This is a genomic window from Streptomyces zagrosensis (assembly GCF_014203645.1).
Taxonomy (GTDB): Bacteria; Actinomycetota; Actinomycetes; order Streptomycetales; family Streptomycetaceae; genus Streptomyces; species Streptomyces zagrosensis.
The window spans coordinates 124,331-138,778 of sequence record NZ_JACHJL010000011.1 but is presented as its reverse complement, the minus strand read 5'-3'; the positions used below and the strand labels follow the sequence as shown (position 1 = coordinate 138,778).

The following is a 14,448-nucleotide window of genomic DNA, read 5'->3' as shown; positions in this document are numbered from 1 at the left end:
GGGGGTGGCGTCACCGTAATGCGGAGAGGGCTCGTCGCGGACCTGTCAACTGACCCATAGCGCGATGCTATGACGTCGAGGGCGCGCCCGTGGCCGTACCGAAGGCTGAGCCGCATTGCGGGTTGGACGCCAGCCACGTCGCGTACGGCACGCTGCGCCGCACCGCGTCCGCGTGCGCGGCCCTGGCGTGCCCCGCCACCGCCGGAGCGGTGTCGGCGGCCGGGGCGCCGGGATGCCAGCCGATGAGGTGCCGCCAGCTCAGCGGCGATCCGGCGAGCGGCCGTACGACCACGCCCGGCGTCGGCGGAAACGTAGCCCTGCACAGGCCAACGGCCCGGCCCACCTGCACCAGGTGTACGCAGGAGGCCGTGTCGGTCTCGAAGACGGACACCGGAGTAAACCCGGCCCGGGCGCAGGCCGCCGCGAAACAGTCGGCGAAGCACCCGTCACCTGGTACGTCCGTCCATGACTCGCCCGCCAGCGCGCTGAGCTTCAGCTCAACCTCACCGGCCAGCGGATGGTCTTCAACCAACATCACGAATACCGGGTCGGTACCGATCGGGTGCCAGGTGAGCTGGTCGTTGGCGGGCGGCGGGCTCTGCCCACAGGTGCCGACGAGCGCGAAGTCTAGCCGCCCCTCGACGACCATGGTGCTCAACTCCTGGACAGACCAGGACGTATGGGTACTTACTGGGGCGGACGGATGGGCTGTCGCCAGCCGGTCGATCAGCCCGCCGAGCAGGGGCCCATGGGTGCCACCAATCCGAAATCGCTGAATGTGCGCCCACGCGTTCGCGAACCGCACGGCCTCTTCCTGGAGTTCGCGCACCGCGGGCAGCAGCACCCTGGCCCGGTCCAGTACCAGTTCGCCCAACGGGGTCGCTCTGGCCCCCGTACGGTCCCGGATGAACAGCGGCCCGCCCAGGGCACGCTCAATCCGCTTGAGTTGGGTGCTGAGGGCGGGCTGCGCGAGTCCAAGAGAGGCTGCGGCCTTGGTCAGCGAGCCGCTGTCGGCTATCGCACGTATCGCTCTGAGGTGCCGCAGCTCAAGCTCCATATCCGAAAGCTATGGCGGGTTCGGCGCGGCAGCAATACACGCGCCTGACCTTCTCTCGTCACCTCCTGCCAACCGGGGTGGCGCGGAACCGCAGCGGCGGAGGGATAAATTCACTCCCGCCCGAAGAGTTGGCACCTGCGAACCCCCGCACCACGGGGACGAGCGGCGCCCCATGCTCAGTGACCGGCCGCCCTGCGCACCACCGCACCACCGCCCCACCGGCGAGAAGGCAGCCGGGCCGGGCTCGGGGCTCGGGGTGGTCTTACGCACCATGTTCACGGCGCTGCGGGAGGCTAACCTACGATCTTGTGACCCGGGTCTACCAGCTCGCCGGCGCTGCCGGTTCCGCCGCGTTGGACGCGATGTATGCGGCGTACTACGCGTCGATCGCTCAGACTGAGGCGAGCAGCGACGCCACGCGCCGCCGTCGCTGACCGAGCTGGCCCGCGCGTCGTCCATGTCGATCCGGCGCCTGACCACCGGATTTCGCGCGCTGTACGGGGCGTCGGTGATGGAGTTCCACCGCCGCCGCTGTCTCGATCGGGCAGCAACTTTGCTGGTCGAAACCGACTGGCCGGTGTCCCGCATCGGGCACGAGGTCGGTTACGCCTCACCCAGCAACTTCGGCTACGCCTTCCGGCGCGATCGGGGCACCACCCCCGTCCGGTTCAGGCGGGCGCACTCCTGATACCCGCCGGCGGAGCACCGCGCTCCACATCCCGCAAACCCGCGCTCCACACCGCAGCGCGCACCCGGCAAGCACGATGTGACAGGTAGTAGCTGGCCGAGTAGACGCGGTGCGTGGAGTCGGTGCTCACGCGGCCTCGGGATCTGTTCCCGGCCGCCAATGCCGAGGAGTAGCGGCGTCTCGACCGGCATCCCGCACAGCGGACCCCTCGGATGGAGACCGATAAACGTCAGTATCGATCCCACGCCCCTGCGGACTGGAACGGGGCGACTCATCGTCGCTCTTGGCAGGCTCTCGGCGGTATCACCGTTCGCCACCGACATGTACGCGCCCGGCTTCCCCGAGCTCGTCACCTCATTCGGCACCTCGGGAGCGGCCGTCCAACTGTCGCTGACAGCCTGCCTTGTCGGGATCGCCGTTGGTCAGCTCGTGCTCGGCCCGGTCAGTGACGCGATGGGGCGACGACGCCTGCTTTTGGCAGGTACCGGCATGTTCACCGTGCTGTCCTTGGTTTGCGCGCTTGCCCCGTCCATCGTCGTGTTCGACATCGCCCGACTACTGCAAGGGATGGCACACGCTGGTCGCCTTGCTCGTGGTCGGCATCAGCACGTTCCCCGTCATCTGGGCTTGCCTGTTCGGCATGACGGTCGGGTTCGGCATCGTGCTGCCCGCATCGACCACCATCATCTTGTCGATCGGTAGCGATGCCCCTGGTGCCGCTTCCGGCGTACTCGGCGGCGCCCAGTTCGTGCTCGGCGCCGCGGCTGCACCCCTCCCCGGCGCTTTGGGACACACCTCCGCCATGTCAATGGCCGTTGTGGTGCTGGTATTTGTCGTCTTCTCCGCGGTGGCGCTGATCACGCTCGCCCGACCGTGGCAGGGGCATGGCGAGCCAGCCGGCCAACGCTGAGTGCGCAGGCTTTACGCCGTGAGCCGGGGGAGCGGCGAAAGGCAACGAATGACAGCAGGAAGCGGAGCACACAAGGCGACGGAGCACAAAAGGCAGCAGAGCAAAAAAGGCAGCAGAGCAAAAAACAAAGGCAAGGAGATCCCGCTCCTTGCCACTCTCAAGATATAGCGCACCGGTGGGCTTGCGGCAAGCCCCCGTTCGTACCGCAGAATCAGCGGCCGAAAGCCAGAGCCTGCGGAAATGGGAGTTTGACGTGCGAGTGTTGTTGACGACGTGGGGTTCGCGTGGGGATGTTGAACCGTTGGCGGGACTGGCGCTGGAGTTGCAAGAGCTGGGGGCAGAGGCGCGGGTGTGCGCGCCCCCGGATGGGGAGTTCGCTGCGCTGCTGGCGCGCGTCGGCGTGCCGCTGGTGCCGCTCGGCCCCACGGTGCGCTCGGTGGTCGCCGGCACGAGGCCACCGACGGCGAACGACGCGTTCCGGCTCGCTCCCGAGCTGGTCGCGGCGCGGTTCGAGACGCTCACCGCCGCGGCCGATGGCTGTGACGTGCTGCTGGCAACCGGCCTGATGCCGGCTGGCGCACGGGATGTGGCCGAAAAACTGGGCATCCGCTATGTGTTCGCCTGCTTCCACGTCTTCGGACTGCCGTCGCGGCACTTCCCTCCTGGGGCGCGACCGGGCAAGCCGTCCCCACGGGACGAGACCGACAACCGGGTGCTGTGGGAGCAGGACGCCCAGCGGGTGAACGCATTGTACGGCGAGGCTCTCAACAGCCATCGGGCGGCGCTCGGCCTGCCGCTGGTGGACAACGTCCGCGACTACGTCTTCACCGATCAGCCGTGGCTGGCGGCAGACGCGACGCTGTGCCCGTCACAGGGCATGACGGACCTCGACATTGTGCAGACCGGGGCTTGGGTCTTGCCCGACGTCCGTCCGCTCTCGCAAGAGTTGGAGGCGTTCTTGGACGCGGACGCACCACCGGTGTACGTGGGCTTCGGCAGCATGGCCGCGTACATCCCGAAGGACATCGCGCGGGTGGCCATAGCAGCGATCCGCGCGCACGGCCGGCGGATAGTCCTCGCCCGGGGCTGGGCGGGCTTGGCCCCGATCGACGACGCCGACGACTGTTTCGTTGTCGGCGAGGTCAACCAGCAGGCACTCTTCCGCCGGGTGGCCGCCGTTGTGCACCACGGCGGCGCGGGCACGACGGCAACGAGCGCCCGGGCCGGGGCGCCGCAGGTGGTGGTTCCCCAGATCGCGGACCAGCCGTACTGGGCGGCGCGGGTGGCCGCGCTGGGTATCGGCGCGGCCCACGACGGCCCGGCTCCGACCGTGGACTCCCTGTTCGCCGCGCTTGCCACGGCCCTGACGCCCGAGACCCGGGCGCGGGCGAGGGCCGTGGCCGGCGCAATCCCCACCGATGGGGCGAGGGTGGCCGCGAAAATGCTGCTCGACGCAAGTCACCCAGGACAGGCCGCCGGTGCCCGCGTGAACCACACCGAATCGCCGGGCTAGGCGATCGACGGGACAGCGCACACTTCCGGGAGCTGTGCGTACGTAGTCAGGACACGTCGAAGACGTCCGGGTCGGGCCCGGTTCGCTTGCCCGCATCCAGGCTCGTAAGCGTCGCAAGGTCGTCGGCGTCCAAGGTGAAGTCGAAGACGTTGATGTTCTCGCGGATGCGGGAGGGCGTCACCGACTTGGGAATGACGACATTGCCGATCTGTAGATGCCAGCGGAGCACGATCTGAGCCGGGGACTTGCCGTGCTTGTCCGCGATGCCGGCGATCTTCTGGTCGTCGAGCAGGCCCTTGCCGGAACCCAACGGAGACCATGCCTCGGTGACGATGCCGTGCTCGGCGTGGAAGGCGCGCGCCGTCGTCTGCTGGAACTGCGGGTGCAGCTCAATTTGATTGAGCGCGGGCACCACCGAGGTTTCGGCGAACAGCCGCTCAAGGTGGGCCGGCTGGAAGTTCGACACGCCGATCGACTTGGCCCGTCCGTCAGCGTGGATCTTCTCCAACGCCTTGTACGTAGCTACGTAGTCGTCCTTGGCAGGCAAGGGCCAGTGGATGAGGTACAGGTCAACGAAGTCGAGGCCGAGCTTGGCCAACGAACTGTCGAAGGCGCGGAGTGTGGCGTCGTAGCCATGGTCCGAATTCCACACCTTCGTCGTGATGAACAGCTCGTCGCGGGGAATGCCCGATTCGGCAACCGCCTTCCCCGTGCCCTTCTCGTTTTCGTAGGCGGCGGCGGTGTCCACGCTGCGATAGCCAGCCTCAAGAGCCGTGCTCACCGCGGCGGTGGCCTCATCGTCAGCCACCTGCCAGACGCCGAAACCAAGCTGCGGAATGGAGGCGCCGCTATTGAGAGTGATTGAAGGGACGTTGCTCACGAGCAATCGATCCTTAACGTAGGGAGTTGCGGTACTCCAGCATCAACGATGGAACTGGTGCTCGCATTCCCGACGCCGGGCATTTTTACCTTGCCGCAATCGACCGAACCTGGTCGTGCCACACCGTTTCAGGTGTGGTAGAGGGCATCCACTTCGGATACGTACGCTCGTTCGATCGCTTTACGCTTCAGCTTCAGGGACGGCGTAAGTAGCCCGTGTTCCTCGCTGAACTGGACGGCCAGTATCCGAAATGTTCGGATCGACTCGGCCTGTGAGACCAGCGTGTTAGCGGCGACCACGGCCCGCCGAATCTCAGTTTCCAGTTCCGGATCGCGGACCAGTTCCGATGGCTCCAGATGCGGCTTCGCACGCATCTGGAGCCAGTGCGCGACGGCGTCTGGATCGAGGGTGACCAGTGCCGCGATGAAAGGACGGTCGTTGCCGACCACGATGCACTGCGAGACCAGTGGATGGGCTCGTACGCGCTCCTCCAGGGCGATCGGTGAGACCGTCTTGCCGCCGGAGGTGATCAGCACCTCCTTCTTGCGGCCGGTGATGGTCAGATAGCCGTCCTCGTCGAGCGCGCCCAGGTCGCCGGTGGCCAGCCAGCCGTCCTGCAGGGTTGCGCCGGTCGCCTGCGGATCGCCCAGATAGCCGTCGAAGATCTGGCCCCCGCGCAGCAGCACCTCGCCGTCGTCCGCGATACGCACCGTGGTGCCGGGGATTGGCACCCCAACGCTGCCGAAGCGGGTGCGCTCGGGGGGATTGGCCGTGGCGGCGGCCGTGGACTCGGTCAGGCCGTACCCCTCGAAGATGGTGATCCCCGCGCCCGCGAAGAACAGGCCAAGGCGCCGCTCCATGGCGGAGCCGCCCGACATGGCGTGCCGGATGCGCCCGCCCATCGCCTCGCGCACCTTGCTGTAGACGAGCTTTTCGTAGAGCTGGTGTTGCACGCGTAGCGGGGTGCCGGGTCCGCCACCGGTGCCGAACGCCTTGCGCTCACCGGCCTCCGCGTATCGCACCGCCACTTCGACCGCCTTGTCGAACGGGCCGGCTTTTCCGGCCGCTTCGGCCTTGCGGCGGGCCGCAGTAAAGACCCGCTCGAAAATGTAGGGAACGGCCAAAATGAACGTGGGCTGGAACGCCCGTAGGTCGGGTAGCAGCGCCGCCGCGGACAACTCCGGCTGGTGCCCCAGCTTGACCCGGCCCCGTACCGCTGCGACCTGCACCATGCGCCCGAAGACATGGGCAAGGGGCAGAAACAACAAGGTGCTTGGCTCATCGCCGGGACGGGAGTGGAACACCGGCTCGTAGCGGGCGAGGACGTTATCGACTTCGGCCATGAAGTTAGCGTGGGTGAGCACACAGCCCTTGGGCCGCCCGGTGGTGCCCGATGTGTAGACGATGGTGGCGGTGGAGTCGGGAGTCAGTGCCAACCGGTGGCGGTGCACCACGTCGTCATCGATGTCCTGCCCGCTGGAGAGCAACTCCTCCAGGGCGCCGGCGTCGAGTTGCCACAGCCGGGCCAGTCGGGGCAGTCGGTCGATCACCGAGCCGACCGTCATGGCATGGTCCTCGTGCTCGACCACGCACGCGGAGGCTCCCGCGTCATGCAGCATCCACAGCACCTGATCGGCCGACGAGGTCGGATACAACGGCACCGACTGGGCGCCGATCGACCACAGTGCGAAGTCGAACAGGGTCCACTCGTATCGCGTGCGGCACATGATGCCGACCCGGTCGCCGAACCGCACCCCCTGCATGAGTAGTCCCTTGGCCAGGGACAGCACCTCATCGCGGAACTCCCCAGAGGTCACATCGCGCCACTGGTCGTTCACCTTACGGGCGAAGGCCACCCGCCCCGGATCGTCGGCGGCATGGTCGAACACGACGTCCGCCAGCCCTCCGACCTGGGGTGCCGTCGCCAAGGATGGGACGGTGAATTCGCGCAACTATTCACTCCTCGGGCTCCACTCAGCGCCGCGACCGTACCCGATCCCGGGCCCTTGGGCGAGGGGTGTTCCGCATCCGCAACCCGGGCCATCGGCGCTGGTCAATGGGCATGGGTGGGCCCATTCGTAGCCCCCTGGCCGCTGGACGAGCGTGTGGCGCGATCTTTGTGGCTGATTTCTGCACTGAATCGGCACAGTTCCTACCGCGTATGTCCTGACCTGTGCTCGGAACGAGGCAGTGGCCCCTCAAGGCACGCCTTCCACGTCTGTGAGCGAGGCCGGTCTACGGCCCCGGAGGGCGCCGTGGACCGTTGCGCGCGGATGAGCGGCGGGCTCCGAGCGTGCTTTTTCAGCCATCGCAGTACGGCAAGGGGCGCCCGTTTCGTCAGCATCGGCAGGCGAGAGAAGGGGCCGCGTTCCGACCTCGGGTCGGGCTCGCCCCGTGGGGCCTGCCCGAGCTGGCCAGTCCCGCCTGAACCGGCGGGTCTGCCCGAGCCAGCGGGGTCTGCCCGAGCCGGCGGGGTCTGCTCGAACTGGCGGAGTCTGCCCGAGCCGGCTAGTGGGATGCGACTCCACAGGAGGGGCGCATGAACCACCCCCATACCGGTAACCCGGCTGGTAAACACCAGTAACCCAGTAACCCAGTAACCCGGCAAAGCCACCACGAAATTGTCGACCGAATCCAGAACCTCCAGAACTCCCAGAACCTCCAGGAAGAAGAGTTGCGAAATGCGGGTGTTGTTGTCAACGTACGGATCGCGCGGGGACGTCGAGCCGATGGTGGGGCTCGCGATGCAATTGCGGGCACTTGGCGTGGAGGTTCGCGTGTGCGCGCCGCCGGACGAGGAGTTCGCTGCGTTGCTGGGCGGCGTTGGCGTACCGCTGATACCGATCGGTCAGCCGGTACGCCCGATGATGCAGGGAAAGAGGCCACCGACCGCGGACCTGCCCCAGCGTTCGGTTGAGTTGATTGCCGCGCAATTCGCCAAGATCACCGCGCTGGCCGAGGAATGCGACGCGCTGGTGGCCACGGGCGTGATGCAGGTTGCCGCGCCATCGGTGACCGAGAAGCTAGGCATCCCCTATGCGTACGTGAGCTATCAGCCGATCACTTTGCCGTCGCCGCACCATCCGCCGGTGCCGAACCCCGTTCGGCCGTTCCCACCGCACGTGACCGACAACGGGGCGCTGTGGGACCTGGACGCCCAGGGTTGGAACGCGCTGTTCGGGGAGGCGCTTAACGCCCACCGGGCATCGATCGGCCTGTCATCGGTGGACAACGTTCGCGACCACATCTACACCGACCATCCGTGGCTGGCGGCGGACCCGACCCTGGGCCCCTGGCAGGAGCCGACGAGCCTCGACGTGGTGCAGACCGGCGCGTGGATTCTGCCGGACAAACGTCCGCTTTCCGCCGACTTGACGACATTCTTAGCCGCCGGCACGCCACCGGTGTTCGTGGGTTTCGGCAGCATGCGCGCCCCGAAGGACGCTGCCCGAGTGGCCATTGAGGCGATCCGCGCGCAGGGCCGCCGTGCACTCGTCTCCCGCGGCTGGGCCGATCTGGCCCTGATTGACGACCGGGACGACTGCTTCGTTGTCGGCGAGGTCAACCAGCAGGAGTTGTTCGGCCGGGTGGCCGCCGTCGTACACCACGGTGGCGCGGGTACGACGACGGCCGCCGCCCGCGCCGGCGCGCCGCAGGTGGTGGTGCCCCAGGTGGTGGACCAGCCGTATTGGGCTGGCCGGGTGGCTGACCTGGGCATCGGCGCGGCTCACAAGGGCCCGGCTCCGACCACCGAGTCCCTGTCAGCCGCGCTGAGAACGGCCTTGGCCCCCGACACCCTCGCCCGAGCGACCGCCATGGCCGGCACGATCCGCAATGACGGGGCGCCGGTGGCTGCGCAACTGCTGCTAGACGAGTGCAGCCGAGATAGGCCGTCTGTGTCCGCGTGAACCGTGCGGGTTGTCAGCTGTCCAACTGCCGGGCGGATTGCGAGAAGTAGCTCCAGGCGCTGAGCGTGTCCCGCTCGAAGTTCTCCTCGGAGATCTCGGTCGCGATGGCCTCCCGCAGTTCTTTGCCGAGCTGCTCGACGCCCGAAGGACTGGCGTACGCGAGCCCGATCGCGTCGGCCAGACCGTCACCGCTGGGCAGGAACCGGTGAGCATCGGGAAAGAACCTGCGTGCTTCCACCTTTTCGGAGTCGGTCATCAGGGTGCAGACGCCGGAGAGCGCGGCCTCAAGTGGCGTGATGCCCAACGTCTCGTACCGCGAGGGGCAGACGAAGATCCCGTTGGACCGCGCCAGGCTAAACAGGGCGTAAAGCTGGGACTTGGTGAGCTTTCCGACCGCCATGAACTCCGCGCTGAGCTCCTCGGGCACGTGGGCACGCAGCGCTTGCCGCGCGACATCGTCCTCAGCGCTGTCCCCAACGACCAGTATGCGCAAGGGGACTCCTTGTTTACGCGCTTGGACGCAGCCGCTGACGAGGAGTTCGACGTTCTTGAAGTAGTCGAGCCGTGCGACGGCGGTGAAGACGAGCAGCTCAGCCCCCTCGACGAACGATCTGAGCCGTTCGTCGCGAAGCGGCTCCGACACTGTGGGCGGCGCTATCGGCGGCCGTATCGCGCGGATGCGTCGCTCATCAACGCCCCGGCTGATCAGGTACTCCCGTTGCAGTTGCGAGTGTTGGAGCACAAACATGCGCCCGTTCGACCGGACACTGTTCACGCCCAGCTCCTGGTGTTTGAACAGGTGCAGCGCCTTGGCCGCGTCACCGAAAGCCTGCGCGGTTTCCCGCGCCGAGAACGTTTCAACGAAGTCGTGTACGAAAGGCCCGTGATGGGTCACGCAGCACGCGAGTTCTTGCGGATGAAATACCAACAGGGCGTCGGTCTGGTAGTAGAGCATGGCCCGGCTGCTGAAGCCGTATGCGGCACAGAGGCGAGCCGCTGCTTCGGCGATAGCGCGGCTCACCGTGTCCGCGCCCATGTCGAAATTGAAGCGAAGAGTAGCGCAGCGGAAGCCCGACCGGTGGGTGAGATCGATCTGGGGCTCTGTTAGTTCTTCAGCTCGCTTGTAGAGGATTACCCCGGCGGAGAGTCCGGCGTTCCACAGGCAACGCAATGCGGAGCGGGAGAACGAGGTGGCACCGACCTGCGCCGGCTCCAGCTCGTCGTCCGGGAAATATCTCTCGTTGACTACGAGAATTCCGGCCATTGGCGGATCACATAAAGGCACTTGCACGCACTCCGGGTCTCTTGGGTGGTGTCGTGACATGCCGAGGCTGAGAGCGCCTACAGGTCGGCGGTCCGCCATACGCCGATCGATTTGTCGGCGAAGCGGTGCACGACCTCCGCTCCGCCTTCCCCGGACACATAGACCTCTGTGCAGTTCTCGTCGATGAGATGCAGGGGGGAAGGAAGCGAGAATGGCGCGCGGCGCAGGTTGAGGCAGCGCCAGCCGCCGGTCTCGATGTCGGCGGCGTTACCAGCCCGACTGGTGAAGGTGGTCGTCGCGAAGTAGGTGGAGCGGCTGCGTTTGATGTTCTCCAGCGCGGCCCACACATCGGCATTGCTGAAATGCACCAGGCAGTTTCGCGAGAAGATCAGATCGACCTGTGGAATCCGGCTCCGCGTGATGTCGAGCACGCGGAAATCACGGCCAGGCCGCGCAAAGCGCCGCTGATTTTGTTCGATGACCTCGGGGACGACATCGGCGCCGAGGTAGGAGTTCACACCGAGTTCTACTTGAGACATCCAGTAGAAGTCCCCGCACGGTATGTCAAGGAGGCTGCGCACACTGAGCTGCGAGAGCAGGCCAGGAAGCTCCCGGCGGAGAGCCGCGGTCTGCACGAGATTCGATCCGCTACCCGAACGCGATAGGTTCCCGTTCTTGTCGCCGCCCCCTGGAAAGAGCTGCCAGGCATCGCTGTCATAGAGATCGCCGAAGATGCCCTTCATGGTCCGTTCCGATGGGTCACAGGCCGACGAAATGACGGGAGAATGGCGAACATGGGCAGTGGAGAACCTGCGGTTCATGTCGTACATAACAACCCTTCACCTGGGAGCCGATGGAACAGATCAACCGTCCGGGAAAGTATTGCCACGTCCTGGGCTGCGGGTAAGCACAGGGGTTTTGCATTTTCGTACATGTCCGCTTGCGGATGTACGCCGGTAATTCTTGCACAGAGCTCGTGCATGTCCACTCGGCAATTGCTACGAGCCGCCAAACCCGCCGCGGGGCATGCCCGTTGATGTTCTTCAGCTGCCCGAAAATGTGGCATGGCGTCATCAATAAGCCCAGGTGAGAGGCTCACCGCGAGTCGCTGCCGCCGGTTGTGGTGCCCGAATAGCGGGGCGGCACGCCCGAATCGTACCGACTCAGGTCCAGACCAACCACCCGCGGCTCTGTGCCCGTTCGTGCCCGGGCCACACCCGCTGGTCCTCGAAACCACATCCTGCGGCCTCCCGGCCGACACCTCGCGAAGGCGGGCCGCTCCGATCGTGCCGATCGTCGGCGTGAGGCGGCAGGAGCGCTATGAATGGCTCTGGCCGGACCGCAGTTGACCCATGCGCTGCTGGGCCCCGTCGCGCCGCCTGGGGCACTGCTTCCCCGGTTCTCCGGGCTAAGACACGTCTCAGCTGCGTCAATTGCGCCAAGGCAGCACATGCTGGGGGGCCTCCGTCGATCGACTAAGGCCCCCCAGCGGGGCGGTCGGCCCCGCACCGTCTATCCGCTGAACTGGCCGGGCGTGTAGTCGCCACCTGGCACAGCGGCGATGACACCGAGCCGGTTGCTGGCGTTGATCAGCGCGATCAGGCAGGTCAGCGCGGCTAGCTGTTCCTCGCTGTAGTGCTTGGCGGCGTTCGCCCACACATCGTCCGGCACGCCACCGGCAGCGTCAGCGATCCGGGTGCCCTGCTCGGCTAGTTCAAGGGCCGCCCGTTCCTCGTCGGTGAAGACCGTGGCCTCGCGCCAGACCGCAACCAGGTTCACCCGGGCGGCACTCTGCCCGGCGTGCGCCAAATCCTTGCCGTGGATGTCGGTGCAGAACCCACAACCGTTGACCTGGCTCACGCGCAACAGCACGAGGTCGATCGTCGTCTTGGGCAGCAGACCGCTGTTGATCACGGCCATGCTCGCCGTGTTGATGCCCTTCATGGCCTTGCTGGCGATCTTGTCGCCCATGAGATTCACGCGCGCGGACACAGTGCACTCCTCATCGTGGTGATTGCTGCGGTTCCCGTCGTCGCCGCGCCATGACACAGCGCGGTGGTGGGGCTCAGTCGGCTCGGACCGGGGTGTTCTGGCAGGCGTGCAGCAGCCAGGTCCCGTCGCCCTGCTTGGTCATGACGTACAGCGGGGCGCCCTCCGAATCGCCGTCGGGTGCGTGGTAAATCTGCCTGACCTTGACGGCTGCCACGTCCGGTCGCAGAAAGCTGGTGTGGACGACCTCGTAGGTGACGTCTCCGTCCCAGTCGGCCTTCGGCAGCACGTCGCGGGTGAATACGGCGATGGCGTCGAGACCGACCAGGACCTTGCCGTGTCCGGTCGTCCACAGCGCATCGGGGTGGAATAGGGACAGGAAGCCCTCGACATCCTTGGCCCGCTGGGTGTTCTCGACGGCGGCCACGACCTGCGCGACGGCGCTGACGTCGGCGGCTGGAGCGTATTCGGTGTGCACGGCGATCTCGCTTTCCAGTCTTTGAGGTGGCGGGTCAGGTGCGGGCATGAGCTGGGGCGAGGGCGTCACGTAGAAAGGCGTCGAAGCGCTGAAGCCAGGGGAAGTCGGCGCGCAGAGCAGGGACGTCGGCTCGGTAGCCGTCCTTGGCGAACCACTCGTACATCGGTTCCTGGATCGGCTTGGCCACCAGCCGCGTGGGGACACCGGTGACCTGTTGATAAGTGGCCGCCACCTGCTCGAAGCTGATCGCGTCCCCGGCGATCGCCAGCCGGGCGCCGAGGTATGTCTCGGGCTTGGCGAACACCGCGGCAGCAATCCGGCCGATGTCCGAGGCTGCGATCATCTGCATGGGGCGGCCGGGAATCACCGGCAGCTCCAGGACGCGTTCGCCGGCGGCGTCGGCGTACCACAGCAGGTTGTCCATGAAGAACACCGGCCGCAGGATCGTCGCCATCGGGAAGGTGGCGGCGAGGTGCTCCTCGATGCGGGCCTTGGATTCGAAGTGCTCGATCCCGGTGGCCCTTTCGGCGCCCTCGACGGAGCTGAAGACCAGGTGCGCGACCCCTGCGGCCCGAGCGGCGTCCGCCATGGCGATGCCGCGGCTGACCTCGATGGCCAGTTCTTCCTCGGTGGCGGCCAGCGGCTGGACGCTGAACACGCCGTGAGCGCCGGCGGCAGCCCGGGCAAGTGACTTTGCGTCATCGAGATCGCCGCGCACCAAGGTCGCCCCGGCGTGCGCCAGGGCGCGGGCGGGGGCCGCGTCCACGTCGCGTACCAGGGCCCGTACGTTCCAGCCGTCGGCGAGCAGCGCCCGGGTGGCGCCGCCGCCCTGGCGTCCGGTCGCTCCAGCGACCAGCACCGTCTTGTTCGAGTCCATGGAATTCTCACTCCCCCTTAGTGCGGAGCGGTTTGCTCCGCACATCGATGACAGTACCGCGGAGCAAAGTGCTCCGCAACGTCTAGACTGGCGAGCATGAACGTCTCCAAACGGCAGCTGGCCCGGCAGGCCGAGGTCGCCCGCAACGACGAAGCCCTCCTTCGGGCCGCCCGCCGGGTCTTCGCCCGCGACGGCGAGCGCGCCTCCGTCAACGCGATCGCCGAAGCCGCCGGCGTCGGCATGGGCACGCTCTACCGCCGCTACGACAGCAAGACCGCCCTGTACGAGCGACTGCTGGTGCTGTCGAACCAGCAGTGGAACGCGGCCTTGCGCACGGCCGCCGACCACCCCGACCCCTGGCAGGGGCTACAGGACCTGGTGATCGAGAGCGTCGAGTACGGCCAGGGCACACTCGCCCCGCTGCGGAAGCTGACCTCACTGCCCCCGCCCACGGCCGACCTCGCGTCGGCGGCGGACCGGGATTTCGCGGCACTCGTGGAGCGCGCGCACGCGTGTGGCGGACTCCGTCGGGACGCGACGGCCACCGACATCATTCTCCTCATCGAGCAGCTGGGCCGCTCGCCCCTGGTCGAACAGATCGAGGAGCTGGGGGAGGCTGCGCTCACCACGGAGGCGCGGGCTGCCCGGCGCCGCCTGATCGCGATCGCCCTGGGTGGCCTCGCCGCTGCACCGCACGCCAGCCTGCCTGAACCGCCCCCCGCGCAACACCTGTTGACGGCGCGTTGGCGCGGCACTCGTTGATGCGGCGAAAGAGGGGCCGACAGGCAGGCGCTGGGCGTTTCAGGGTGACCACTGAGGGGCGGCAGCGAGAGCGCAGTGCGCGGGGCACCCGCGCCACAACACGGCCTTGACGGGGCTGGCTA

At 67.1% G+C, this 14,448-nt stretch carries 15 protein-coding genes; 7 read left to right on the top strand and 8 right to left on the bottom strand.

The genetic code is table 11. From position 1 onward, the window contains the following. Positions 1-67 precede the first annotated feature (67 nt). Entirely contained in the window at positions 68-1,057 is a 990-nt protein-coding gene (locus FHS42_RS21170; RefSeq protein ID WP_184574251.1) for a LysR family transcriptional regulator, read from the bottom strand. A 308-nt stretch (positions 1,058-1,365) separates the two neighbouring features. Here FHS42_RS21170 and FHS42_RS38270 point away from each other — a divergent pair, with 308 nt between their 5' ends. From FHS42_RS38270 to FHS42_RS21155, 5 genes are all read left to right on the top strand, one after another. Next, positions 1,366-1,491, top strand: a complete 126-nt coding sequence (locus FHS42_RS38270; RefSeq protein WP_281392818.1) for a hypothetical protein — start codon at positions 1,366-1,368, stop codon at positions 1,489-1,491. Beyond that, positions 1,488-1,745, top strand: a complete 258-nt coding sequence (locus tag FHS42_RS21165; protein WP_312866980.1) for a helix-turn-helix transcriptional regulator — start codon at positions 1,488-1,490, stop codon at positions 1,743-1,745. Before FHS42_RS38270 ends, FHS42_RS21165 begins: the two co-directional genes overlap by 4 nt. Positions 1,746-1,904: 159 nt before the next feature. Further along, entirely contained in the window at positions 1,905-2,447 is a 543-nt protein-coding gene (locus FHS42_RS37330; RefSeq protein ID WP_312866970.1) for an MFS transporter, read from the top strand. After that, a complete protein-coding gene (locus FHS42_RS37325; protein WP_246495102.1) occupies positions 2,386-2,655 on the top strand; it encodes a hypothetical protein in 270 nt (89 codons plus the stop codon). The genes FHS42_RS37330 and FHS42_RS37325 overlap by 62 nt, the downstream gene beginning before the upstream one ends. A gap of 253 nt (positions 2,656-2,908) precedes the next feature. Further along, the gene (locus tag FHS42_RS21155) at positions 2,909-4,168 is read left to right on the top strand and encodes a glycosyltransferase (protein ID WP_184574249.1); all 1,260 of its coding nucleotides are present in this window, start codon (positions 2,909-2,911) and stop codon (positions 4,166-4,168) included. Between the two features lie 46 nt (positions 4,169-4,214). Here the strand turns inward: FHS42_RS21155 and FHS42_RS21150 are convergent, their stop codons facing one another. Both FHS42_RS21150 and FHS42_RS21145 read right to left on the bottom strand, forming a co-directional pair. Next, positions 4,215-5,048, bottom strand: a complete 834-nt coding sequence (locus FHS42_RS21150; RefSeq protein ID WP_184574247.1) for an aldo/keto reductase — start codon at positions 5,046-5,048, stop codon at positions 4,215-4,217. A gap of 128 nt (positions 5,049-5,176) precedes the next feature. Next, a complete protein-coding gene (locus tag FHS42_RS21145) occupies positions 5,177-7,000 on the bottom strand; it encodes an AMP-dependent synthetase/ligase (protein ID WP_184574245.1) in 1,824 nt (607 codons plus the stop codon). Positions 7,001-7,729: 729 nt separating this feature from the next. Here FHS42_RS21145 and FHS42_RS21140 point away from each other — a divergent pair. After that, on the top strand, positions 7,730-8,956 hold the full coding sequence (locus FHS42_RS21140; protein WP_184574243.1) for a glycosyltransferase: 1,227 nt from the start codon (positions 7,730-7,732) through the stop codon (positions 8,954-8,956). A gap of 13 nt (positions 8,957-8,969) precedes the next feature. On the opposite strand, the gene FHS42_RS21135 is transcribed toward FHS42_RS21140, so the two are convergent. The 5 genes from FHS42_RS21135 to FHS42_RS21115 all read right to left on the bottom strand — a co-directional run bounded on the left by FHS42_RS21135 (position 8,970) and on the right by FHS42_RS21115 (position 13,564). Continuing rightward, complete coding sequence (locus FHS42_RS21135; protein ID WP_184574241.1) at positions 8,970-10,220, bottom strand: glycosyltransferase family 4 protein; 1,251 nt, start codon at positions 10,218-10,220, stop codon at positions 8,970-8,972. A gap of 77 nt (positions 10,221-10,297) precedes the next feature. Further along, the gene (locus FHS42_RS21130; RefSeq protein ID WP_184574239.1) at positions 10,298-10,963 is read right to left on the bottom strand and encodes a class I SAM-dependent methyltransferase; all 666 of its coding nucleotides are present in this window, start codon (positions 10,961-10,963) and stop codon (positions 10,298-10,300) included. Positions 10,964-11,732: 769 nt separating this feature from the next. After that, the gene (locus tag FHS42_RS21125; RefSeq protein ID WP_184574237.1) at positions 11,733-12,212 is read right to left on the bottom strand and encodes a carboxymuconolactone decarboxylase family protein; all 480 of its coding nucleotides are present in this window, start codon (positions 12,210-12,212) and stop codon (positions 11,733-11,735) included. Positions 12,213-12,285: 73 nt separating this feature from the next. Beyond that, entirely contained in the window at positions 12,286-12,735 is a 450-nt protein-coding gene (locus FHS42_RS21120) for an SgcJ/EcaC family oxidoreductase (protein WP_184574235.1), read from the bottom strand. Continuing rightward, complete coding sequence (locus FHS42_RS21115; protein WP_184574233.1) at positions 12,722-13,564, bottom strand: NmrA/HSCARG family protein; 843 nt, start codon at positions 13,562-13,564, stop codon at positions 12,722-12,724. The genes FHS42_RS21120 and FHS42_RS21115 overlap by 14 nt, the downstream gene beginning before the upstream one ends. A 96-nt stretch (positions 13,565-13,660) precedes the next feature. Here FHS42_RS21115 and FHS42_RS21110 point away from each other — a divergent pair, with 96 nt between their 5' ends. Then, entirely contained in the window at positions 13,661-14,326 is a 666-nt protein-coding gene (locus FHS42_RS21110) for a TetR/AcrR family transcriptional regulator (protein WP_184574231.1), read from the top strand. Positions 14,327-14,448 lie beyond the last annotated feature (122 nt).

Bases quoted from the DNA above. Each gene is read 5' to 3' on its own strand.
- FHS42_RS21120 (WP_184574235.1), bottom strand. From the start codon at position 12,735: ATGCCCGCACCTGACCCGCCACCTCAAAGACTGGAAAGCGAGATCGCC.
- FHS42_RS37325 (WP_246495102.1), top strand. From the start codon at position 2,386: ATGACGGTCGGGTTCGGCATCGTGCTGCCCGCATCGACCACCATCATC.
- FHS42_RS21170 (WP_184574251.1), bottom strand. From the start codon at position 1,057: ATGGAGCTTGAGCTGCGGCACCTCAGAGCGATACGTGCGATAGCCGAC.
- FHS42_RS21130 (WP_184574239.1), bottom strand. From the start codon at position 10,963: ATGAAGGGCATCTTCGGCGATCTCTATGACAGCGATGCCTGGCAGCTC.
- FHS42_RS37330 (WP_312866970.1), top strand. From the start codon at position 1,905: ATGCCGAGGAGTAGCGGCGTCTCGACCGGCATCCCGCACAGCGGACCC.
- FHS42_RS21140 (WP_184574243.1), top strand. From the start codon at position 7,730: ATGCGGGTGTTGTTGTCAACGTACGGATCGCGCGGGGACGTCGAGCCG.
- FHS42_RS21110 (WP_184574231.1), top strand. From the start codon at position 13,661: ATGAACGTCTCCAAACGGCAGCTGGCCCGGCAGGCCGAGGTCGCCCGC.
- FHS42_RS21115 (WP_184574233.1), bottom strand. From the start codon at position 13,564: ATGGACTCGAACAAGACGGTGCTGGTCGCTGGAGCGACCGGACGCCAG.
- FHS42_RS21135 (WP_184574241.1), bottom strand. From the start codon at position 10,220: ATGGCCGGAATTCTCGTAGTCAACGAGAGATATTTCCCGGACGACGAG.